At 73.9% G+C, this 22,594-nt stretch carries 16 protein-coding genes and 2 pseudogenes; 9 read left to right on the forward strand and 9 right to left on the reverse strand.

Annotated features, from left to right (window positions below):
• Nucleotides 1-23: 23 nt before the first annotated feature.
• The 8 genes from recJ to QA634_RS15965 all read right to left on the reverse strand — a co-directional run bounded on the left by recJ (nucleotide 24) and on the right by QA634_RS15965 (nucleotide 9,780).
• Nucleotides 24-1,817, reverse strand: a complete 1,794-nt coding sequence (gene recJ, locus QA634_RS15930; protein WP_012332947.1) for a single-stranded-DNA-specific exonuclease RecJ — start codon at nucleotides 1,815-1,817, stop codon at nucleotides 24-26.
• A gap of 316 nt (nucleotides 1,818-2,133) precedes the next feature.
• Complete coding sequence (locus QA634_RS15935) at nucleotides 2,134-3,531, reverse strand: NAD(P)(+) transhydrogenase (Re/Si-specific) subunit beta (protein WP_012332948.1); 1,398 nt, start codon at nucleotides 3,529-3,531, stop codon at nucleotides 2,134-2,136.
• 4 nt (nucleotides 3,532-3,535) lie between these two features.
• Nucleotides 3,536-3,985, reverse strand: a complete 450-nt coding sequence (locus QA634_RS15940) for a proton-translocating transhydrogenase family protein (RefSeq protein ID WP_012332949.1) — start codon at nucleotides 3,983-3,985, stop codon at nucleotides 3,536-3,538.
• A gap of 17 nt (nucleotides 3,986-4,002) precedes the next feature.
• Nucleotides 4,003-5,142, reverse strand: a complete 1,140-nt coding sequence (locus tag QA634_RS15945; RefSeq protein ID WP_012332950.1) for a Re/Si-specific NAD(P)(+) transhydrogenase subunit alpha — start codon at nucleotides 5,140-5,142, stop codon at nucleotides 4,003-4,005.
• Nucleotides 5,143-5,358: 216 nt separating this feature from the next.
• Nucleotides 5,359-5,652: an aa3-type cytochrome c oxidase subunit IV gene (locus QA634_RS15950; protein ID WP_012332951.1), complete on the reverse strand. Its 294-nt coding sequence runs from the start codon at nucleotides 5,650-5,652 to the stop codon at nucleotides 5,359-5,361.
• A 135-nt stretch (nucleotides 5,653-5,787) separates the two neighbouring features.
• On the reverse strand, nucleotides 5,788-7,155 hold the full coding sequence (locus QA634_RS15955; RefSeq protein WP_012332952.1) for an ABC1 kinase family protein: 1,368 nt from the start codon (nucleotides 7,153-7,155) through the stop codon (nucleotides 5,788-5,790).
• An 89-nt stretch (nucleotides 7,156-7,244) separates the two neighbouring features.
• The gene (locus tag QA634_RS15960; protein ID WP_012332953.1) at nucleotides 7,245-7,556 is read right to left on the reverse strand and encodes a metal-sensitive transcriptional regulator; all 312 of its coding nucleotides are present in this window, start codon (nucleotides 7,554-7,556) and stop codon (nucleotides 7,245-7,247) included.
• A 373-nt stretch (nucleotides 7,557-7,929) separates the two neighbouring features.
• Entirely contained in the window at nucleotides 7,930-9,780 is a 1,851-nt protein-coding gene (locus QA634_RS15965; protein ID WP_012332954.1) for a M3 family oligoendopeptidase, read from the reverse strand.
• 279 nt (nucleotides 9,781-10,059) lie between these two features.
• On the opposite strand from QA634_RS15965, the gene QA634_RS15970 reads away from it, so the two are divergent.
• The 5 genes and pseudogenes from QA634_RS15970 (at nucleotide 10,060) to QA634_RS15990 (ending at nucleotide 17,546) form a co-directional block, all read left to right on the forward strand.
• A complete protein-coding gene (locus QA634_RS15970) occupies nucleotides 10,060-11,547 on the forward strand; it encodes a sigma-54-dependent transcriptional regulator (RefSeq protein WP_012332955.1) in 1,488 nt (495 codons plus the stop codon).
• 180 nt (nucleotides 11,548-11,727) lie between these two features.
• The gene (locus QA634_RS15975) at nucleotides 11,728-13,692 is read left to right on the forward strand and encodes a L,D-transpeptidase family protein (RefSeq protein ID WP_012332956.1); all 1,965 of its coding nucleotides are present in this window, start codon (nucleotides 11,728-11,730) and stop codon (nucleotides 13,690-13,692) included.
• 155 nt (nucleotides 13,693-13,847) lie between these two features.
• Nucleotides 13,848-15,352, forward strand: a pseudogene (locus tag QA634_RS15980) (DUF882 domain-containing protein).
• 54 nt (nucleotides 15,353-15,406) lie between these two features.
• Nucleotides 15,407-16,362, forward strand: a pseudogene (locus tag QA634_RS15985) (ABC transporter ATP-binding protein).
• Nucleotides 16,359-17,546, forward strand: coding sequence for an ABC transporter permease (locus QA634_RS15990; protein WP_012332959.1), 1,188 nt, complete (start codon nucleotides 16,359-16,361; stop codon nucleotides 17,544-17,546). Before QA634_RS15985 ends, QA634_RS15990 begins: the two are co-directional and overlap by 4 nt.
• Nucleotides 17,547-17,565: 19 nt before the next feature.
• Here the strand turns inward: QA634_RS15990 and QA634_RS15995 are convergent, their stop codons facing one another.
• The gene (locus tag QA634_RS15995) at nucleotides 17,566-18,249 is read right to left on the reverse strand and encodes a glutathione S-transferase family protein (protein WP_012332960.1); all 684 of its coding nucleotides are present in this window, start codon (nucleotides 18,247-18,249) and stop codon (nucleotides 17,566-17,568) included.
• A 209-nt stretch (nucleotides 18,250-18,458) separates the two neighbouring features.
• Between QA634_RS15995 and QA634_RS16000 the strand changes: the two genes are divergently transcribed.
• From QA634_RS16000 to QA634_RS16015, 4 genes are all read left to right on the forward strand, one after another.
• Nucleotides 18,459-19,001 carry a histidine phosphatase family protein gene (locus QA634_RS16000; RefSeq protein WP_012332961.1) on the forward strand — a complete coding sequence of 181 codons (543 nt, stop codon included), beginning with the start codon at nucleotides 18,459-18,461 and terminating at the stop codon, nucleotides 18,999-19,001.
• 104 nt (nucleotides 19,002-19,105) lie between these two features.
• Entirely contained in the window at nucleotides 19,106-20,635 is a 1,530-nt protein-coding gene (locus QA634_RS16005) for a phytoene desaturase family protein (protein ID WP_012332962.1), read from the forward strand.
• A 56-nt stretch (nucleotides 20,636-20,691) separates the two neighbouring features.
• On the forward strand, nucleotides 20,692-21,429 hold the full coding sequence (locus QA634_RS16010) for a lysophospholipid acyltransferase family protein (protein ID WP_210161195.1): 738 nt from the start codon (nucleotides 20,692-20,694) through the stop codon (nucleotides 21,427-21,429).
• Between the two features lie 4 nt (nucleotides 21,430-21,433).
• Nucleotides 21,434-22,528, forward strand: coding sequence for a glycosyltransferase (locus QA634_RS16015; protein ID WP_012332964.1), 1,095 nt, complete (start codon nucleotides 21,434-21,436; stop codon nucleotides 22,526-22,528).
• The last annotated feature ends 66 nt before the right edge of the window (nucleotides 22,529-22,594 follow it).

Consider the following 22,594-nt stretch of genomic DNA (forward strand, 5'->3'; position numbering starts at 1 on the left):
CCCCCCTGTGCCTGTCAAGCACCTCAGGTCGCCTCGGCGGCGTCGCACAGGCGGAGCTGGACGCGCTCGCTGCCCCGCCAGCGGTCGCGGGCGAGCGTGCCCGCGGCGTGGATGTCGCGGCCGATGCCCCGCAGCAGGAACCGGCCCAGCGGCCCCTCGGCGGCCCGGAAGGCGATGGCCGGGACCGTGACGCCGTCGCGCCCGCGCAGCTGCACCTTCACGTGCCCGGTGCCGACCATCCGCGCGTCGGCGACGCGGTGGCGGGCCAGCGCGAAGACCGGCTCGGGCGCGCCCTGGCCGAAGGGTCCGGCGCGCTCCAGGGCGGCGATCAGGTCGGGCTGCACGCCGCCGGCCGACAGCGTCCCGTCGATCAACAGCGCCTCGGCGGCGCGCGCCTCGCCCACCGACGCGGCGAGGTCCCGGGCAAGCGCGTCGCGGAACCGGTCGAGGTCGACGGCAGCGATGGTGACGCCCGCCGCCATGGCGTGGCCCCCGCCCTTGGCGGCGAGGCCGCACTCGACGGCGCGGCGCACCGCCCGCCCGAGATCGGCGCCGACGATGGAGCGGCCCGACCCGGTCGCGCTGCCGTCCTGGCGCAGGGCGAAGGCGAAGGCCGGGCGGCCGAAGCGCTCCTTGAGGCGCGCCGCGATCAGCCCGACCACCCCCGGATGCCAGTCGGGGCTGCCGGTCACGATGACCGCCTGGTCGGGCTCGCGCTCCAGGCGAAGGGCCGTCAGCGCCTCGGCCTCGGCCACGGCGGCGGCCTCGATCGCCTGCCGCTCGCGGTTGAGCTGATCCAGCTGCGCGGCGATGCCGGCCGCCTCGATCGGGTCCTCGCAGAGGAGGAGGCGCGCGCCGAGCGTCGCGTCGCCGATGCGCCCGCCCGCATTGATGCGCGGCCCGACCAGGAAGCCGAGATGCCAGGCCTGGGGCGGCTCCCCGAGGCCGGCCGCGTCGAGGAGGGCCGCGAGGCCGAGGCGCCCGCGGCCCCGCATCACCGCGAGCCCCTGGCGCACGAAGGCCCGGTTGAGCCCGGCGAGCGGCACCACGTCCGCCACGGTGGCGAGGGCCACGAGGTCGAGCCCGGTCATCAGGTCGGGCAGGTCGACGCCGTCGCGGCGCAGCCGGCGCTTGAGGGCCACGAGGGTGAGGAACACCACCCCGGCCGCGCAGAGGTGGCCGAGGCCCGAGAGGTCGTCGAGCCGGTTCGGATTCACCACCGCCCGGGCGGGCGGCAGGGATTCGGGCGCGCCGTGATGGTCGAGGACGATCACGTCGAGCCCGAGCCGCGCCGCCTCGGCCAGGGGCGCGTGGCCGGCCGTGCCGCAATCGACCGTGACGAGGAGGCGCGCGCCCTCCCCGGCCAGCACGCGCACCGCCTCGACGTTCGGCCCGTAGCCCTCGGTGATCCGGTCCGGGATGTGGAGCCGGTACGGCACGCCGAGGTCGCGCAGGGCGCCGGCGAGGAGCGCGGCGCTCGCCGCGCCGTCGACGTCGTAATCGCCGAAGATCGCGACCTTCTCGCGCCGCAGCACCGCGTGGGCGAGCCGGTCGGCGGCCGCCTCCATGTCGAGGAGCACGGCCGGGTCCGGCATCAGGTCGCGCAGGCGCGGCTCCAGGAAGAGCGGCACGTCCCGCGGCGCGACGCCCCGCCCGGCCAGCACCCGCGCCAGCACCTCCGGCAGGCCGTGGCTCTGGGCGATGGTCGCGGCCGCCTGCTGGGGCGGGCCGTCCGCGCAGCGCTCGCGCCAGGGCCGGCCGAGCACCGAGCGGTGGACGTCGAGGAGCGGGCGGGGAAGGTCGATCAGGGCTGTCACCGGACCAGTCTAGCGGGATTCGCCCGGCCCGGCTGCCGCCGCGGCGCGACACTCGCGCGGCGCGATGCGCGCGGCAGGTCCCGGAAACGCGAAAGCGGGGCGCGAGGCCCCGCTTCCCGGTCGGCGCGGCGCGCGGCGCCGGCTCACATGACATCCGGTTGATCGCTTCGCGATGCGGATGTCGGCTTTGCTCAGGCGCCGCGCGGGCTTGTCATACCAAATCCGCTTGATCCCTTCGGGAGGGCGGATTTGGGCTTCGCTCAGGCGCCGCGCAGGCTTGGGATACGGGATCCGCTTCGATCAAGCGGATCGCGTCTCACATGTTCTTGACGATGTCGTCGACCACCTTCTTGGCGTCGCCGAACAGCATCATGGTGTTGTCGCGGAAGAAGACCTCGTTCTCGACGCCCGCGTAGCCCGAGCCCATGCCGCGCTTGATGAACAGCACGGTCTTGGCCTTCTCCACGTCGAGGATCGGCATGCCGTAGATCGGCGATTGCGGATCGGTCTTGGCGGCCGGGTTGGTGACGTCGTTGGCGCCGATCACGAAGGCCACGTCGGCCTGCGGGAACTCGCCGTTGATGTCCTCCAGCTCGAAGACCTCGTCGTAGGGGACGTTGGCCTCGGCGAGCAGCACGTTCATGTGGCCCGGCATGCGGCCCGCCACCGGGTGGATGGCGTACTTGACCTCGACGCCCTCCTTCTTGAGCTGGTCGGCCATCTCGCGCAGGGCGTGCTGGGCCTGGGCCACCGCCATGCCGTAGCCCGGCACGATGATGACCTTCTCGGCGTTCTTCATGATGAAGGCCGCGTCGTCGGCCGAGCCCTGCTTGACCGGGCGCGTCTCGACCTTGCCGCCGGCCGCCGCGGCGCTGTCCCCGCCGAAGCCGCCGAGGATGACCGAGATGAACGAGCGGTTCATCGCGTGGCACATGATGTAGGACAGGATCGCGCCCGACGAGCCGACCAGCGACCCGGTGATGATCAGCGCGAGGTTGCCCAGCGTGAAGCCGATGCCCGCGGCCGCCCAGCCCGAGTAGGAGTTGAGCATCGAGACCACGACCGGCATGTCGGCGCCGCCGATCGGGATGATCAGGAGCCCGCCCAGCGCGAAGGACAGGAGCACGATCAGCCAGAACACGACCTTGCTCTCGCCGCCGATGAAGGCGGCGAGGAGGCCGAGCAGCAGGAGGCCGAGCGCGATGTTGATCGCGTGCCGCTGCGGCAGCATGATCGGCTTGCCCGACATGCGCCCGTCGAGCTTCAGGAAGGCGATCACCGAGCCCGTGAAGGTGATGGCGCCGATGGCGACGCCGAGCCCCATCTCGAACAGGGATTGCTTGTGGATGTGGCCGCCTTCCAGGATGCCGAAGGCCTGGGGCGCGTAGAGGGCGCCCGCCGCCACCGCCACGGCCGCGAGGCCGACGAGCGAGTGGAAGGCCGCGACGAGCTGCGGCATCGCCGTCATCGGCACGCGCCGGGCGATCACCGCGCCGGCGCCGCCGCCGATCCCGAGGCCGAGCAGCACCAGGAACCACGCCCCGATCCCCGCCGGCGGATGGCCGATCAGCGTGGTCAGGATCGCGATGCCCATGCCGATCATGCCGTACAGGTTGCCCTGCCGCGACGTGGTCGGGTGCGAGAGGCCCCGCAGCGCCATGATGAACAGGACGCCGGCGACGATGTAGAGAAGGGACGATACGTTCTCCGACATCGCGTCACGCCTTCTTCTTGTACATGGCGAGCATGCGTTGGGTGACGAGGAATCCGCCGAAGATGTTCACGCTCGCGAAGACGAGGCCGAGGAAGCCGAAGAAGCGTGCGACGCCGGTGCCCTTCTCGACGAGCGGGACGCCCACCGCGAGGAGCGCGCCGACCACGATCACCGAGGAGATCGCGTTGGTGACGGACATGAGCGGGGTGTGAAGGGCCGGGGTCACCGACCACACCACGTAGTAGCCGACGAAGATCGCCAGCACGAAGATGGCGAGGCGGAACACGGTCGGGTCGACCGCACCGTGGGTGGCGGCGGCGATGCCGTGGCCGGCCGCGTCGGCGATGGCCTGGGCCTGGTCGGCGGCCTTGGCGGCGATGTCGGCGGCGGTGCGGGCGGCGGCGGCCGCCGCGCGCGCCTGCTCGGCCGCCTGGTCTGGGGGAAGCGTGGCCATGACGGTCTCCGCGAGGATCAGGCTTTGGGCTGGAAGTTCGGGTGGACGACGGCGCCGTCGCGCGTCAGGCAGGTCGCCTTGACGAGTTCGTCGTCCCACTTCACGGCGAGGCTCTTCGAGGCCTTGTCGATCAGGGTCTCGACGAAGGCGTAGAGGTTGCGCGCGTAGAGGCTCGACGAGGTGGCGGCGAGGCGGCCCGGCACGTTGGCGTAGGCCACGATCTTCACGCCGTTCGGGGTCTCGACGATCTCGTCGGCCCTGGCGCCCTCCACGTTGCCGCCGCGCTCGATGGCGAGGTCGACCAGCACCGCCCCGGGCCGCATGGAGGCGATCATGTCGGCGGTGACGAGGCGCGGGGCCGGGCGGCCCGGGATCAGCGCCGTGGTGATGACGATGTCCTGCTTGGCGATGTGGCTCGCCACCAGCTCGGCCTGCTTGCGGCGGTACTCGGCCGACATCTCCTTGGCGTAGCCGCCCGCGGTCTCGGCCTGCTTGAACTCCTCGTCCTCGACCGCGACGAACTTGGCGCCGAGGGATTCGACCTGCTCCTTGGCGGCGGGCCGCACGTCGGTCGCGGTGACGACGGCGCCCATGCGCCGGGCCGTGGCGATCGCCTGCAGGCCCGCGACGCCCGCCCCCATCACGAAGATGCGGGCGGCCGGCACGGTGCCGGCGGCGGTCATCATCATGGGCAGCGCCCGGCCGTAGACGGCGGCGCCGTCGACCACCGCCCGGTAGCCGGCGAGGTTGGCCTGGCTCGACAGGACGTCCATGACCTGGGCGCGGGTGATGCGCGGCATCAGCTCCATGGCGATGGCGGCGACGCCCGCATCCGCCATGGCCTTCACCTCGGCCTCGTGGCCGTAGGGATCCATGATGCCGACCACGAGGGAGCCGCGCCTGAGAACCGGCAGCTCCTCGGCGGCGGGCCTGCGCACCCGCAGCACGATGTCGGCGTCCCGCGCGGCGACCGCCGCGTCCGGCGCGATCGTGGCGCCGGCGGCCTCGAACTCGCCGTCGGGAAGCCCCGCCCTGCCCCCCGCCCCGGCCTGGACCGTCACGTCGGCGCCGAGAGCTTTGAATTTCTTGACCGTCTCGGGGATCGCCGCGACGCGCGGCTCCGCCGGGTCGGTCTCCGATAGCACCGCGATCCGCATCCATCCACCCTTCGGTCGCGTGTGGAGAGCGGCCGCCGGCGACGCCGGCACCGAGGGGAGACCCACACAACCGTGAAGCTGATTCCTCCCGCTAAGATCGCCTCTAGTGGATTTTCATCGGGTTTGAAAGCGGCAGAGACGGTGTCGCACAATGGTAAAGGCCGCCGCCTCGTCGCGAGGCGGCGGCCCGGTGTCGTCCGAACTCGGTGCGGGGCGTCAGTAGAGCGCGAGCAAAATCGCCAGCAGCACCGCCACGGCGGCCGGCGAGCGCCAGCCGAGGGCCGGGGCGAGGGCCCCGACGGCGCCGGCCACGCCCGAGATCACGACGCCGAAGATCGCGGTGAGCCACGCCTCGCGCACGCCGCCGATGGCGAGCGAGAGCACCCAGCAGATCACCACGGTGGTGGCGATCTCCACGAAGCGCACGAAGCCGCGATAGGTCGCCTCGTGGGTGGAGCCGTCCATCGAGGGACCGTAGGCGTCGTTGGAGGCGTGGTTGGTGCTAGCCATGCTGCGGGGCCCCGGTCTTCTTGGATGTTTGGTCGCGCTTTAGCGCATGGTCAGGGTCGCCGCAATGCGCGATGGGCGAAGGGCACCCTCGCCATTCGGGTGAGGCGGTCCCGGGCCCGGCGGGAGCCGGGCCCCTCACGCCGGCAGCGGCAGGCCGGCCGCGTCGAGCACCACCCTCTGCCGCGAGGCGAGGTCGTCGAGGGAGAAGCGGTCGATCTCGGCCTCGAACAGGCGGTGATAGTTCAGCTCGGAGCGCAGGTGCAGGAAGACGGCGCCGAGCCCGACCGCCGCCCGGTCCATGAACACGAATTCGCGCGGCACCGTCACCGGGCCGCGCTCCTTGAGGGCGCGGTGGACCTCGAAGGCCTGGCGCCGGCCGTACTCGCCGGGCTTCACCCCGTCCGCCACCGTGCGCACCCGGTCCTCCAGCAGCGGGCCGTAGATGAACTTCGCCCAGATGTTGAGGATGTCGATCAGCTCGCGGTTCAGCCGCTTGAAGCCCCAGCTCTCGTAGGCGTGGACGATGCGGTCCTGGTCGCCGTGCAGCAGGCCCCGGTAGAGGTCGACCACGCCGCCGACGAAGCGGGGATGGAAGATCCGGATGCAGCCGTAATCGAGCAGGTTGATGCCCGCCGGCTCGCCCCCTTCCGAGAAGACCGTGTAATTGCCCAGGTGCGGATCGCCGTGGATCACCGCGGCGCGGCTGAAGGGATGCCACCACGCCTTGAACATTGCGTGGGCGAGGCGGTTGCGGATGTCGAGGGGCGCCTGCGCGTAGGTCAGGATCTTCTCGCCGTCGAGCCAGCCGAGGGTCAGCAGGCGCTTCGTCGAGAGGGCCGGATGCGCCACCGGCACCCGCACGTTCGGCATGTCGCGCAGCACCTCGGCGTAGAGGGCGGCGTGCTTGGCCTCGCGCTGGTAGTCGAGCTCCTCGCGCACCCGGTCGCCGATCTCCTTGGCGATCTCGCGGGTGTCGATGGCCACGCGCAGGCGCCGGTGCAGCGCGAAGGCCATTTCGAGCTGCTTCAGGTCCGCCTCCACGGCGGATTGCATGTCTGGATACTGCAGCTTGCAGGCGAGGGCCTCGCCCTCGCGGCTCACCGCGCGGTGGACCTGGCCCAGGGAGGCGGCCGCGGCGGGCCGCAGGTCGAAGCTCGCGAAGCGGCCCTGCCAGTCGGGGCCGAGCTCCGCGGCCATGCGGCGCTTCACGAAGGCCGCCCCCATCGGGGGCGCCTCGGATTGCAGCTTCTGCAGCTCCTGGGCGTATTCGGGCGGCAGCAGGTCCGGCACGGTGGCGAGGAGCTGCGCCACCTTCATGATCGGGCCCTTGAGGCCGCCGAGCGCCTGGGCGAGGGCGGCGGCGTTCGAGAGGTCCTCGCCCTTGAGGCCGAGGAGGCGCGCACCGGCCATCCGGGCCGCCACGCCCCCCATATTGGCGCCGACCCGGGCGTAGCGGGCGGCGCGGGCGGAGAAGCGGTTGGCTTCGGTATCGGAGGCGGACATGCAGGGGCTCGGGACGCGCTGGACGGCTCTCAGATAAGCCCCCGCCCCGGTCCCGCTAGGCCACCGGGCGGGAAGGTCGCACCGGCCCGTCAGGATTGGCGCAGGGCGCTGCGCAGGACGCGGATCATCTCCTCCACCGCCCCGTCGCGGTCGTTGCTGCGCACCGCGTAGTTCACGGACGCATCGAGGTGGTCGCTGATGAGCTGGAGCGCCGCCTCGCGCACGGCCGCCGTGATCGCGTTCATCTGCTGGACCTCGTCCAGGCAGTAGCGGTCCTCGGTGACCATGGCCTGGAGCCCGCGCACCTGGCCCTCGATCCGCTTCAGGCGCTGCAGGATCGGCCGTTTCTCGTCGTCGGTGCGACGGATCTGAAGGCGCCCGTCCTGATACGTGTAATCCATGGTGGTCCGATCCGGTTCGTCCGCGGCCCGCAGGCGAGGAGAGCGGGGCGTGACCATTCGCGTTCGCAGGGACGACCGCCGTTCTGTCTCTACGGAAGACTCCGATCCTCCATTCGGCCCCTCGCGGTCAAGACCATTTGGAGGGCGTCGCCAAGTATTTCCGCACCCGTGCCCAACCGGAGACAGATCGGCGGCCCATTCCGGCCTGCTCCGAACGACCTAGTCCCCCCGCCGCGCAGATTCCAGCCCCGGTTTCGCGACCGAGCTCGGCCCTGGAGTCCGTCGAGGCCCTGCCCTGTTATAACGCGGCCGCCGCGCATTATCTCCCGATTTAGGGAAAAAGCGGCAATCATGTTCTCGCGGCGGGGGCGCCTCACGCCTCCATGGCTTCGAGCTCGGCGATCATGCCCTCGATCATCGAGAGGCCGATCTGCCAGAAGGAGGGGTCGCGGGCATCGAGCCCGAAGGGCGCCAGGAGTTCGCCGTAGGGCTTGGTGCCGCCGGCCGAGAGCAGCGCGAAGTAGCGCGCGACGAAGCCCTCCTCGGCTCGCTGGTAGACCCCGTACAGGGAGTTCACCAGGCAATCGCCGAAGGCGTAGGCGTAGACGTAGAACGGCGAGTGGATGAAGTGCGGGATGTAGGCCCAGAACGGCTCGTAGCCCTCGTCGAGGCGGATCGCCGGCCCGAGGCTCTCGGCCTGGACCGACATCCACAGCGCGCAGATCTGCTCGGCCGTGAGTTCGCCGTCCCGGCGCGCGAGGTGGAGCCGGCGCTCGAAGACGTAGAAGGCGATCTGGCGCACCACCGTGTTGATCATGTCCTCCACCTTGGCGGCGAGGAGCGCCCGGCGCTGATGCGGCTCCCGGGTGGCGTCGAGGACGCGGCGGAAGGTCAGCATCTCGCCGAACACGCTCGCGGTCTCGGCGAGCGTCAGCGGGGTCGGGGCCATCAGGGCGCCGTTCCCGGCCGCCAGCACCTGGTGGACGCCGTGCCCGAGTTCGTGGGCGAGGGTCATCACGTCGCGCGGCTTGCCCTGGTAGTTCACCAGCACGTAGGGATGGGCGGAGGGCACGGTCGGGTGCGCGAAGGCGCCCGGGGCCTTGCCGGGGCGCACCGGCGCGTCGATCCAGCCGCCCTCGAAGAAGGTGCGGGCGATCTCGGCCATCCGGGGCGAGAAGGCGCCGTAGGCGGAGAGCACGGTCTCGCGGGCCTCGGCCCAGGGAATCGTGCGCTGCTCGACCTTCGGCAGGGGCGCGTTGCGGTCCCAGTAGGCGAGGCTGTCGCGCTGGAACCAGCGGGCCTTCAGCCGGTAGTAGCGGTGCGAGAGGCGCGGATAGGCCGCCGTCACCGCCTCGACCAGGGCGGCCACCACCTCGGGCTCGACGCGGTTGGCGAGGTGGCGCGAATCCGCCACGTCGCCGAAGCGCCGCCAGCGGTCCGAGATCTCCTTGTCCTTGGCGAGCGTGTTGGTGATCAGGGTGAAGACGCGCAGGTTCGCCCGGAACACCCCGCTCAGGGCCTCGGCGGCGTCGCGGCGCAGGCCCTCGTCGGCGTCCTGGAGCTTGTTGAGGGTCGGCTCCAGGGTCAGCTGCTCGCCGCGCAGGGGGAAGCGCAGGGAGGCGATGGTCTCGTCGAAGAGCCGGTTCCAGGCCGACCGGCCGGTCACCGACTTCTCCAGCAGCAGCTTCTCGAGGTCGTCGGAGAGCTGGTGGGGCTTCTCGCGGCGAATATCCTCCAGCCAGGGTCGGTAGCGGGCGAGCGGCGGCAGGGCGGCGGCGGCGTCGATGTCCGCGTCCGGCACCCGGTTCAGTTCGAGCGTGAAGAACAGGAGGTCGCTCGACGCGGCGGTCAGGCGCTCCTGGGTGTCGCCGTAGAACTTGGCGCGGACGGGGTCGGTCGTGTTGCCCGAATAGACGAGGCCCGCGAAGGACATCAGCCGGCCCATGAGGTCCTCGATGGCCTCGTAGGCGGCCACCGCCGTGCCGAGCTGGTCGGCGGCGCCCTCCCCGCCCGCCAGCGCGGCGACGCGGCCCCGATAGGTCTCGGCGAAGCTCCGGCACTCCGCCTCGGCGCGGGCGAGGTCGCGGGCGAAGGCCGGGTCGTCGAGGCCCGCGTAGAGATCCGAGAGGTCCCACTCCGGCAGCGGCCCGAGATCGACGGCGCGGGCCGTCGCCTGGGCCGTGCTCAAGGAACCTTCCGACGGCACCGCGGCTCGGGTCGACATGGCTTCGCGTCCTCTCAGGGTTCTCACAGACAACGCCGTCATATCGGCAGCCTCGCCCCCGCGATCAACCGAGCGCTCCTCCCAATCGGGTGAACGGGCCCGGGGGGCCGCCCGGCGTGTCGCAACGGCAACGGTTTGTTGGCGTTAAGCGCCACTTTACGGTTGTGGGCGAGCATCCGGCTCGAAACGAAACAACCACGCGATTCGCTCGGGCGGGCGGTCGGGCGGGCCGAGGCTCCGCCGGGACCCGCCGTCGTCGCAGAACCCGAAAGGACCCGGATGTCGACCACGGTGCTCATCGTCGATGATGATCCGGTGCAGCGTCGCCTCGCCGAGGCGATGGTGCGGCGCCTGGGCTTCGAGGCCGCCGTGGCGGAGGGCGGCGAGGCCGCGCTCGCGGTCCTGCGCGCGCCCGACACCCGCGTCGACGTGGTGCTCCTCGACCTCGTCATGCCGGGCGGCCTCGACGGCCTCGGCGTGCTGGCCGAGATGCGCAAGGCCGGGCTCGACGTCCCGGTGATCGTCCAGACCGCGAACGGCTCGATCGACGCCGTGGTCACGGCGATGCGCGCGGGCGCGACCGACTTCGTGGTCAAGCCCGCGGGCGCCGAGCGCCTGCAGGTCTCGATCAAGAACGCCCTCCAGGTGGACCAGCTCCAGGACGAGATCCGGCGCATGCGGCGCCGGGCCTCGGGGGCGCTGAGCTTCAAGGACCTGACCTCGAAGAGCCCCGACATGGGGCGGGTGATCCGGCTCGCCGAGCGGGCCGCGAAGTCGAACATCCCGGTGCTGATCGAGGGCGAGTCGGGCGTCGGCAAGGAGGTGCTGGCCCGCGCCATCCAGGGCTCGGGCGAGCGCAGGGGCAAGCCCTTCGTCACGGTCAATTGCGGGGCGATCCCCGACAACCTCGTCGAATCGACGCTGTTCGGCCACGAGAAGGGGGCGTTCACGGGCGCCACCGAGCGCCATGTCGGCAAGTTCGTGGAAGCGTCGGGCGGCACCCTGTTTCTCGACGAGATCGGCGAATTGCCCCTCGACGCCCAGGTGAAGCTGCTGCGCGCCCTACAGGAGGGCGAGGTCGACCCGGTCGGCGGGCGCAAGAGCGTGCGGGTCGACATCAGGCTGATCTCGGCCACCAACCGCTCGCTGCTCGACCTCGTGAAGCAGGGGAGGTTCCGCGAGGACCTCTACTACCGGCTCAACGTCTTCCCGATGACGCTGCCGCCCCTGCGGGCGCGCCGGGAGGACATCCCGGACCTCGCCCGCTCCTTCTGCGCGCGCTTCGCCGCGGAGGAGGGCAAGCGGGTGCGGGGCATCACCGCCGAGGCGATGGCGCTGCTCACCCGCTACGAGTGGCCCGGCAACGTCCGCCAGCTCGAGAACGCGCTCTTCCGCGCCGTGGTCCTGGCCGACGGCGACGAACTCACCGTGGCGGAGTTCCCGCAGATCGCCGCCCAGGTCGACGGTTTCGAGGTGCGCATCCCCGCCGCCCCGAGCCTGCCGGAGGCGGTGGCGAGCGCGGCGCCCCTGCGCGAGATCGTCCGGGTCGAAGTGCGCGATCCGCACGCGATCTCCCTCGTCGCCGAGGAGACCGGGGAGATGAAGACCATGGAGGGGCTGGAGGGCGAGATCATCCGCTACGCCCTGCAATTCTACCGCGGGCGGATGTCCGAGGTCTCCCGCCGCCTCGGCATCGGCCGCTCGACCCTCTACCGCAAGCTCAAGGATCTCGGGATCGACGAGGACAAGGCGGAGGACGCGGCCTGATACCCGGGGGCGCCTTTCCGGCACCGCAGCGCCTTTCTGGCGCCGCACGAGTGTTCCATACCGGGACCGAGTGGCATGTGTGCGAGGGCACGCCCTGTTCGGGGGCGTCCGTTAGCTTAAGTGTCGGTTGAGACGACTTCGCGCGGCCGGGGGGCTGGCCACGCGCTCCAGGAGATGAGCATGCTCCCCAGGCGCAGGGCCGCCGCGCTCCTCGCGGTGCTGATGGCGGGAGCCGCGGGCCTCGCCGGCGCGCGGGCCCAGGACGCGTCCCAACCGGCGACCGCGCCCGGCGCGGCCACCCCGGCGGCGCCCGCCGCCCCGGCGCCCGCCGCCCCGGCACCCGCCGCCGAGGCGCCCGTCGCCCCGGCGCCCGCCCCCGAGGCGCCGGCCGTCGAGGCCGCCAAGCCGCCGCTCCCGGACGATCCGGTCGCGGCGGCGATCGCCACCAAGCTCGCGGAGCCGAACCTGACGCTCCTGCGCCGCTTCGGCCGCAGGGAGCGGGAGGCGCTGCAGGCCTTCTACGCGCTCGGAGCGTTCAAGCCGATCTGGATCGTCGATCGCGCCTGGACGGAGGCCGCCAGGGCGGTGATCGCGCGGCTCGGCGCCGCCGCGGAGGACGGGCTCGATCCCCTGGACTACCCGGTGCCGGCCCTCGGCGTGCCGACGGCGAGCCCGGCGGACCTCGCCGACGCGGAGCTTCGGCTCTCGGCCGCCGCCGCCCTCTACGCGCGGGACGCCCGCGGCGGGCGCCTCGACCCGCCACGCCTGTCGCGCCTGATCACGCCGAAGCTCGACCTGCCCCTCGCCGACGCGGTGCTGCCGAAACTCGCCACGGCCGGGGCCGGCGCGGACGCGCTCCTGCACGCCTACAACCCGGCCCAGCCCGGCTACCTCGCCCTGAAGGCGCGGCTCGCGGCCCTGCGCGCCCGCCAGCCCGGCGGCGCGGTGCCGATGGTGCGGCTGCCGAAGGGGCCGGTGCTCAAGCCCGGCATGCGCGACGCCCGCGTGCCGCTGATCCGGGCCCGGTTCGGGCTCGGCAGCGCCGACGACGCCACCGCCTACGATGCGGCCGTGGCCGGCGCCATCGAACGCTTCCAGCGCGAGCGCGGCCTCGCCGCGACCGGCATCCTCGATCCGCGCACCGTCGCGGCGCTGGCCGGCCCGTCGCCCGGGCGGCAGGAGGCCGACCTCCTCGCCAACATGGAGCGCTGGCGCTGGCTGCCGGCCGAGCTCGGGCGGAAATACGTCTGGGTCAACATCCCCGACCTCAAGGTGCGGGTGATGGAGGGCGGCCGCGTCGTCGACGAGGCGCGGGTCATCGTCGGCAAGCCCGATTCGCCGACCCCGATCTTCTCGGGCGAGATGAGCTACGCGGTGGTCAATCCGTCCTGGAACGTGCCGCCCTCGATCCTCAAGAACGAGTTCCTGCCGCGGCTCGCCCGCGACCCGAGCTACGCGGCGCGCCTCGGCTACCAGGTCGTGCGCAAGGGCAACAGCATCGCGGTGCGCCAGCCGCCGGGCGAGCGCAACGCCCTCGGCTTCATCAAGTTCATGTTCCCGAACGAGCACGCGGTCTACCTGCACGACACGCCCAACCGCACGCTCTTCGCGCGCGGCGCCCGGGCGCTCAGCCACGGCTGCGTGCGGGTGGACGATCCGTTCCGCTTCGCCGAGGTGGTGCTCGGCCCGACCTGGCCGACCGAGCGGCTGAAGAAGCTGATCGGCAAGGGCGAGCGCACCGTCATGCTGCCCGAGAAGCTCCCGGTCCACCTCGCCTACTTCACCCTCGTCGCCGACGAGGCGGGCGGCCTGCGCGAGGCCGAGGACCTCTACGGCATCAATGCCCGCGTGAAGGTGGCGCTCGGCCTCTCGAACGAGGCGCTGCCGCCCTCGCCGGAGGCCCTGAAGCGGGAGAAGGAGAAGGCGAAGGTCCGGGCGCTGCCCGCGCAGGCGCCGGCTCCGGCGCGCGACGCCCGGCCGGTCCGGGACGCGCACGCCCCGCGCCTCGCGGCGCCCGCGCCCCGGGTCGCCACCCAGGCACCCCGGCGCAGCCGGCCCCTCGTCACCGCGGATCCGCGGGTCGTCCAGCCGGCCCCCGACGACTTCGCGCCGCCCCCGGCGCCCCCCTCGTCGGGCTGGTGGTGAGGTCCCGCGCCCCGGCCGATTTTCGCCACGGTTAAGCCTTACCCCTCGCGACCAATGCGGCGCGGGGCGCCGGTAACCGTCCGTTCACGGTTATGGGTAACCCTGCGTTCACCATGGCGGCCGCGACGGCGGCATCGGCGGGGGCGGAGACGAACGTGCGAGCGCAGCGGACCAGCCGCCGACCGGCGGCGACTTCCCGTGAGGCCCGGCTCCGCTGCGAGACGCCGCGACGGGCCCTGCGCCGGACCGGCCTCGTCGCCGCCGCGGTGGCGGCGGGCCTGCTCGGCGGCACGCGCGGCACCCAGGACGCGGTGGCCAACGGCGACACCCGCACGATCACCATCTTCCACGAGCACACCAAGGAGAGCGCGACCGTCACGTTCAAGCGCGATGGCCGCTACGACCGGGCCGCCCTGGAGCAGCTCAACTGGCTCCTGCGCGACTGGCGCATCGACCAGCCGACCCGGATGGATCCGCGGCTCTTCGACGTGGTCTGGGAGGCGCACCGCGCCACCGGCTCGCAGGACGCGATCCACGTGGTCTCGGCCTACCGCTCGCCGCAGACCAACGCCGCCCTGCGGCGCCGCTCCCGCGCCGTCGCCGAGCACAGCCAGCACATGCTCGGCAAGGCGATGGACTTCTACCTGTCCGACGTGTCGGTCGATCAGGTCCGCGAGATCGGCATGCGGATGCAGCGCGGCGGCGTCGGCTGGTACCCGCACGCCTACAATCCCTTCGTGCATCTCGACGTCGGCTCGGTGCGCTCCTGGCCGCGCATGCCCTACGACCAACTCGCCCGCCTGTTCCCGGACGGCCGCACCGTCCACCTGCCGCGGGACGGCCGCCAGATGCCGGGCTACGAGGTGGCGAAGGCCGAGATCCTCGCCCGCGGCGGCTCGGTGATGGGCTACAGCCAAGCGGTCGCCGCCCTCGACGAGGAGGACAGCCCGAGCGTGATCGGGCAGTTCTTCAGCATGCTGTTCGGCGGGGCGAAGCCCGCCGGCGGGGCCGCGCCGCCTCCCGCCCCCGCCCGGGTGCGCCCGGTGGCCCTCGCGAGCGCGGCGGCGGACGATGCCGGCACCCGCGGGGTCATGGCCTACGCGCCGGTGCCGGACCCGCGCGCCGCGCTGCTGCGCCCGCCGCCCCCGGCCGCGCCCGCGCCCGCGCCGGTGGCGGCCGTCCCGCCGCCCGCGCCCGCCCCGGCGAGCGCGGCCGCCGCGCCGGAACCGGCCGCGGCCGAGCCGGCCGGCGCCCCCTGCCGCCGCGCCGCCCGGTGGAATTCGCCGGCCTCGCCGAGGCCCTCGTGGCCGTGCCGCTGCCGCCGCCGCGGCCGGCCGCGGTCCAGGTGGCCTCCGCGGATCCGGCGGCCCTCGGGCCGCTCCTGCCGGCGCGACCGGCGCGCTCCCCGGCCGCGGAGGCCGCGGCGGGCGACGCGAAGGCGCAGCTGCGCGCGCTGTTCGCGGCCGCGGCGGACCCGGCCGCCTCCCCGCGCGGCGGCGTCCGGCTCTCCGAGACCCGGACGACGCTGCGCGGCGCGCTGCCCGCCGGGCTCGTCGCCGCGCCGGCCGACGCGGTCGCCGCCCGGTTCCAGCCCCGCGGCCCGGCCGAGATCGATGCCGGGCGCTTCTCGGGTTCCGCCCTCAAGCCGGGCGCCCGCTGACGGGCGGACCGTCGCCGGAGCGCCGGCCCATCCCCCCTCCCGTCGAGCCATGCCGTGTCCCTCCTCGCCGCGTCCGCCCGGGATCTCGCCCTCGCCTATCGCGGGACGCCCGTCCTCGACGGCGTCGACCTCGCGCTCGCGGGCGGCGAGATCCTGGCGCTGCTCGGCCCGAACGGCGCCGGCAAGACCAGCCTGATGCGGCTCCTCGCCGGGCGGCTCACCCCGGCCCGCGGCAGCGTGCGGATCCTCGGCCGGGACCCGGCGGCGGACCGGGCGGTGCGCGGCGCGATCGGCTGGGTGCCGCAGGAGATCGCCCTCTATCCCCGCCTCACCGTGGCCGAGAACCTCGACGTGTTCGCGCGGCTCGCCGGGCTCGGGCGGGGGAGCGGGCGCGGGCGGCGGCGCGGGCGGTGGAGCGGACGGGCCTCGCCGAGGTGGCGGACCGCCTCGTCGGCACCCTGTCGGGCGGCTACCAGCGGCGCACCAACATCGCGGCGGCGCTGCTCGCCGAGCCGCGCGTGGTCCTGCTCGACGAGCCGACCCAGGGCGTCGACCGGGTCGCCCGGGCGGCGATCCACGGCATGCTGGAGCGGCTGCGCCGGAGCGGGACCGCGATCCTCATCGCCACGCACGATTTCGCCGAGGCCGAGCGCCTCGCCGACCGGGTCGCCTTCCTGCGCGACGGGCGCATCCGCCTGGAGGGCCGCCTCGACGCGCTGCTCTCCACCCTCCGGGCCGGCCCGCCCGAGCACGAGGCGGCGCTCGGCGAGCCGGCCGGGCCGGGCGCCGCGGCGGCGCTGCGGGCGGCGGGCTTCCACCCGGCGGGCGCGCTGACCTGGCGGGCGATCGACGCGGTGGCGGGCGGGCGGGACGGGGCGGCGCTCCTCGCCTACCTGCGCAAGAAGGGCGTGCCGGTGCGCGAGATCCGGGTGAGGGAGCCGGGCCTCGAAGCGCTCTACCTCGACATCGTCGGCGCCTCGCACGCCCTGCCGGAGGCCGAGCCGCGATGATCGCCGCCGCCTTCCGGGTGATGCTCCTGACCCTGCTGCGCGACCGCGCCGCCCTGGTCATGGCCTTCGTGCTGCCGACCGTGATCTTCTCGGTCTTCGCGGCGATCTTCTCCGGCGCGGTCGGGGACCGGGTGCGCATCCATCTCGGCCTGAGCGACGCCGCCCGGACCGCCAGCACCGAGCGCCTCGCCGCGGCGCTGGAGCGCGACCCGGCGCTGCGGGTGAGCCGGCTGACCGGCGACCCGCTGGCGGCGGTGCGCCGCGGGGAGGTGGACGTCGCGCTGGTGCTGCGCGCCGACCTCGCGGGCGGCGGCGCGGGGACCGGGCAGCCGGCGCCCCTCCTCCTGGTGGAAAGCCCGGCCCGCGCGCTGGCGACGCCGATCGCCCTCGGCCAAGTGCAGCGCGTGCTCAACGAATCGCTGCCCGACGTGGTGCTGTCCCGGGTCGTCGCGGACGTGGAGCGGGCGGGCAAGATCGGCCCCGACGAGCGGGCCTTCCTCGACCAGACCTTCGCGGAGAGCCGGGCCAAGCGCGAGGCCTTTTCCTTCGCCTCGCTGGTCGAGCGGACGACCACCGCGCGGGCGGGCAGCAACGACCGGGTCGGCTACTATGCGGGGGCGATCACCGCGGTGTTCCTGCTCTTCGCGGCGATGCAGGGGGCGCTCTCGCTGGTGGAGGAGCGCCAATCCGGCATCGCCGACCGGCTCGCGGCCGGGCCGGGCGGGCTGCCGGTCGTGGTGCTCGGCAAGTTCCTGTTCCTGGTCGCGCAGGGGCTCGGCCAGGGGGCCCTGATCTTCGCGGCGGCCTCCCTGCTCTACGGCGTCTCGGTCGGGCCGAACCTCCTGGCCTGGCTCGTCACCGGGATCCTGGTCTCCGGCATGGCGGCCGGGCTCGGCCTCGCCGCCTGCGCGGCCGCGCGCACGCGCCAGCAGGCGCATCTCGTCTCGACCTTCGGGGTGCTGCTGCTCTCGGCGATCGGCGGCAGCATGGTGCCGCGCTTCCTGATGCCGCCGTGGCTCCAGACGCTCGGCTGGTTCACGCCGAACGCCTGGGCGATCGAGGCCTTCCAGGGCGCCCTCGGCGAGGGTGCCGCGGCGGCCTGGCCGGCCTGGGCCGTGCTCGCCGGCATCGCGGCGGCGGGGCTCGCGGCGGCCTTGACGCTGGTCTCGCGCCGGATCGTCTGAGGCGGGTGCCGGGCCGGGCTCAGGGCTGCGGACGCAGGGTCGCGGCGGGCGCCTCGTCCAGCTCGTCCGCCGGAACGATCCAGGGCTCGCGCAGGGCCGCCTCGCGCCACGCCGCGAGGGCCGGCAGGCCCAGCACCGCCTCCATGTAGGCCCGAACCTCCGGATCGACCGCGACCGCGTAGGTGTCGAGGCGCGTCACCACCGGGGCGAACATCGCGTCCGCCCCGCTGAAGGCCCCGAACAGGAAGGGACCGCCCGCACCGAAGCGCGCGCGGGCGTCGCGCCAGATCGCGGTGACGCGGGCGAAGTCGGCCGCCACGGCCGGGCCGCGGTCCCGCGCGGCGTAGCGGCGGCCGAGATTCATCGGCAGGGCGGCGCACAGGGCCTGGAATCCGGAATGCATCTCGGCCGAGATCGCCCGCGCGTGGGCCCGCGCCGCGCGCTCTCCCGGCCAGATCCCGGCCTCGGGCCAGCGCTCGGCCGCGTATTCGAGGATGGCGAGGGACTCCCAGACCGTGACCTCGCCGTCGATCAGCACCGGCACCCGCCCGGCCGGCGAATGGGCGAGGATGCGCGCGCGCGTGTCGGGCTGGTCGAGGGGGATCAGCACCTCGTCGAACGGGATGCCGGCGTGCCGCAGCGCGAGCCAGGGCCGCAGGGACCAGGACGAGTAGACCTTGTTGGCGATGACGAGCGTCGGCACGGGCGGGCTCCTTCGGCGCGACCATCGCACCGGCGGGGCCGCCACTCCAACCAAATCCCGTGATCACCGCGATCGCGCGGGCGAATGGGACGCGCCGCGACCCGGTGGCCCGCCCGCGCCGGGAGCGCGATCGTGCCGGCGCCGCGGCAGGACGACATCTCCGCCTGCCCGCCTATCTGTCCTCGTCGCGACCGGAGATCGTCCTCGTCATGCCGCGCCTCCTCCCCGCCCTGCTCGTCGTCCTGAGCCTGCCGGCCCTCGCGGGCGAGGATCCCTGGGCGGCCCTGAAGCGGGACGGCACCGTCGCGCTCCTGCGCCACGCCCGGGCGCCCGGCTTCGGCGACCCGCCGGGCTTGCGGCTCGACGATTGCGCGACCCAGCGCAACCTCTCGGACGAGGGACGCGCCCAGGCCCGGCAGATCGGCGAGGGCTTCCGCCGGCACGGGATCGCGGTCGGCGCGGTGCTGGCGAGCCGCTGGTGCCGGGCGCAGGAGACCGCCCGCCTCGCCTTCGGCCGCGCCGAGGGCTTCCCGCCGCTCGATTCGGTCTTCGCGCAGGGCGACGGCGAGGCGCAGAGCCGCGCCGTGCGCGCCCGGATCGCGGCCTGGCGGGGGCCCGGCATCCTTGCCCTCGTCACCCACCAGGTGAACATCACGGCGCTCACCGGCCTCGTGCCGGCCGAGGGCGAGGTGGTGGTGCTGCGCGCCGGACCGGACGGGACCCCGGCGGTGATCGGCCGGCTCACCCCCTGAGCCCCCCGCGCGACCCGGTGTAGCGTTGACCGTCCCGCGGGGCGGCCTAGCTTTGGGTGAGGCGCGCGCATCCGCGAGGCGTGCCCCGGGGAGTGACGTCGGTGATGGGCTCTGGATCGGCGGTCGCCGTGGTCGGCGGAGGGTTGGGCGGGCTGGCAGCGGCCTGCGTGGCGGCGGCGCGCGGCCACAGGGTCACGCTCTACGACAAGAATTCCTGGATCGGCGGCAAGGCCGCGGTGCTGCACGAGGGCGGCTTCCGCTTCGACATGGGGCCGACCATCCTGACGGTGCCCCGCGTGCTGGAGCGGATCTTCGGCGAGGCCGGACGCTCCGTGCACGACTACATGGACCTGCGCCGCCTCGACCCGCAATGGCGCTGCTTCTTCGACGACGGCAGCCGCATCGACCTCGTCGAGAACGTCGCCCGCATGGCGGAATCCATGGACCGCTTCGTGCCCGGCGCCGGGGCCGGCGAGGGCTACAAGCGCTTCATCGGCATCTCCGAGCACCTGCACGGGATCTCGGAGCGGTTCTTCTTCTGGAAGCCGGTCGAGGACCTGTTCGACACGATCAACATCCGCGCGAACATGAACCCCGGCACGCTGCGCGACGTTCTGTCCCTGCGCATGCATGCCTCGGTCGCGAGCACCATCCGGGGCAAGGTGCGGGACGCGCGGCTCGCCCAGATGCTCGATCACTTCGTGCAATATGTCGGGTCCTCGCCCTACGGGGCGCCGGCCGTGCTCTGCGCCATCGCGCACATGCAGACCGCCGAGGGGGTGTGGTACCCGATGGGCGGCACCCGCGCGGTGGCCGAGGGGCTGATGAGGCTCGCCACCGAACTCGGCGCCGTGCTGAAGCCCGACAGCGAGGTCGAGGGGCTCGCGATCGAGAACGGCGCCGTGCGGGGCCTGCGCACCCGCGAGGGCGTGGCGCGCTTCGACCGCGTGATCTCGAACATGGATTCGGTGCGCACCTACCGCGAACTCGTCGGCGGCGAGGTCGGCCGGAGCTACGAGAAGAAGAGCTTCGAGCCGGCCTGCTCGGGCGTGGTGCTCTATCTCGGGCTCAACAGGCGCTACGACCACCTCGCCCATCACGACTTCGTGTTCTCGCGCGATCCGGAGGAGGAGTTCGACGCCATCTACCGGAAGGGCGAGCCCGCCCCCGACCCGACCGCCTACCTGGCGGCGCCGAGCGCCACCGACCCGTCGGTGGCGCCCGCGGGCGGCGAGGCGCTCTACGTACTGGTCCACACGCCCTACCTGCGCCCGCACCACGACTGGTCGCAGATGCTGCCGGCCTACCGGAGGGTGATCCTCGACAAGCTCAAGCGGACGGCCGGCCTGCACGACATCGAGGAGCGGATCGTGGTCGAGCGGCACCTCACCCCGGCCGACATCCACGCCCGCTACAAGGTGCTGAACGGGGCGATCTACGGCCTCGCCTCGCACGGGCGGATCATGGGCGCGTTCAAGCCGGGCAACCGCTCGCGGGAGGTGCAGGGCCTCTACCTCGCGGGCGGGGCCGCGCATCCGGGCCCGGGCATGCCGATGGTGATGATGTCGGGCTGGATCGCCGCCGACGCCATGGACCAGGACGCCCGCGGCGAGGCCCTGCGGACCGCCTCGTGAGCGGTCGCGGGCCGGACGACCCGACGCGTCGGCGCTCCGCCCTCGCGTGGCGCTTCATGGCGGCCTACTTCGACCGCTACCTGCGGCGCCACCTCACGGCGCTGCGCCTGAGCCGCTGGGGGGCGCCGGACCTGCGCGGCCATCCCGGGCCGCTCGTGGTCTACTGCAACCACCCGGCCTGGTGGGACGCCGCCGTGCTCATCGTGCTGGCCGAGCGCTGCTTCCCGGACCGCGAGGGCTACGCTCCCTTCGACGCGCAGATGCTGGCGAAGTACGGGGTCTTCGGGCGGATCGGCGCCTTCGGGGTCGATCCGGCCTCGCGCCGGGGCGCCGCCGCCTTCCTCACCGCCTCGCGCCGCATCCTCTCCCGCCCGGAGCGGGCGCTCTGGGTCACGGCGCAGGGCCGGTTCAGCGACGTGCGCGAGCGCCCGCTCGGGCTGCGCCCGGGTGTGGCGCACCTGCCCGAGGTCGCGCCGGACGCGCTGTTCCTGCCCCTCGCCCTCGAATACGCGTTCTGGTCCGAGCGGGGGGCCGAGGCCTTCGCGGCCTTCGGCCCGGCGCTCGCGGGCCGGGACCTCCTCGCCCTGCCCCGCGCGGCGCGGCTGGAGCGGCTGGAGGGGGCGCTCACGGGCGTGCTCGACCGGCTGAGCGCGGACGTGATGAGCCGCGACCCGGCCCGCTTCGTCGCCCTCACCGAGGGACGCCGCGGCGTCGGGGGTATCTACGATCTCGGGCGGCGGGTCGCGGCCGCCCTCGCCGGGCGGCGCTTCGAGCCCGGCCACGGCAAGGGCTGAGACCGTGACGCTCCTGGCCCTCCTCGCCCTCGTCCTGGCGCTGATCCCGGCGGTGCTCGCCATCGGCAACCTCGCGTCCCTGCGCGCCCCGCGCCCGGAGCCGGGCGAGGGATTGGTCTCGATCCTGATCCCGGCGCGCAACGAGGCCGCCAACCTGCCGGCGACGCTCGCCGCGGCCCTGGCGAGCCGGCAGGTGGCGCTCGAGGTGGTGGTGGCGGACGATCACTCGACGGACGGCACGCCCGATCTCGTGGCGGCGCGCGCCGCCGAGGATCCGCGGCTGCGCCTCCTGCGCGTGCCGCCGCTTCCCCCCGGCTGGACGGGGAAGAACCACGCCTGCCAGCGCCTCGCCGAGGCCGCGCGGGGCGACCACCTGCTCTTCATCGACGCGGATGTGCACCTCGCTCCGGACGCCGCGGCGGCGCTGGCGGCGCGGGCGCGCCGCGGCGGGGCCGGGCTGGTGAGCGGCGTGCCGCGGCAGGTGACCGGCACCCTGGGCGAGGCGCTGACCGTGCCGATGATCAACTTTCTGCTCCTCGGCTACCTGCCGGTCCCGCTCGCCCGGCTCGTCAACCACCCGGCGCTGGGCGCGGCCTGCGGGCAGCTGGTGCTGGCCGACGCGACGGCCTACCGGGCGGCGGGCGGGCACGAGGCGATCCGCACCAGCCTGCACGACGGCGTGCAGCTGCCGCGGGTCTTCCGGCGGGCGGGCCTGCGCACCGACCTCGTCGACGGGGCGCCGCTCGCGACCTGCCGCATGTATGCGGGGCTCGCCCAGGCCTGGGCCGGCTTCTCGAAGAACGCGCACGAGGGCATGGCGACGAAGCGGGGGCTGCCGGTCTGGACGCTGCTCCTGTTCGGCGGGCAGGTTCTTCCCTGGCTGCTGCTCGCCCTCGGCGACGCGGGCGCGCTCGCCGCCGCGACGGTCTCGCTCGCCACGCGGGTCGCGGTGACCGCGAAGGCGCGCGAGGCGTGGTGGACGGTGCCGCTGCACCCGGTCAGCGTGCTGCTGACGCTCGCCCTGCAGTGGAACGCGCTCCTGCGCCCCGGCCCGGCGGGGGTGGCGAGCTGGAAGGGCCGGACCTATCCGGCCGCGTAGGGGGCGGAGGGACCCCGTCCCTCCGCCGGGAGTTCAGGGGGCGGTGAGCCCCCGCGGGCAGGGAGC

The organism is Methylobacterium sp. CB376 (assembly GCF_029714205.1).
In the GTDB taxonomy this organism is placed as follows: Bacteria; Pseudomonadota; Alphaproteobacteria; order Rhizobiales; family Beijerinckiaceae; genus Methylobacterium.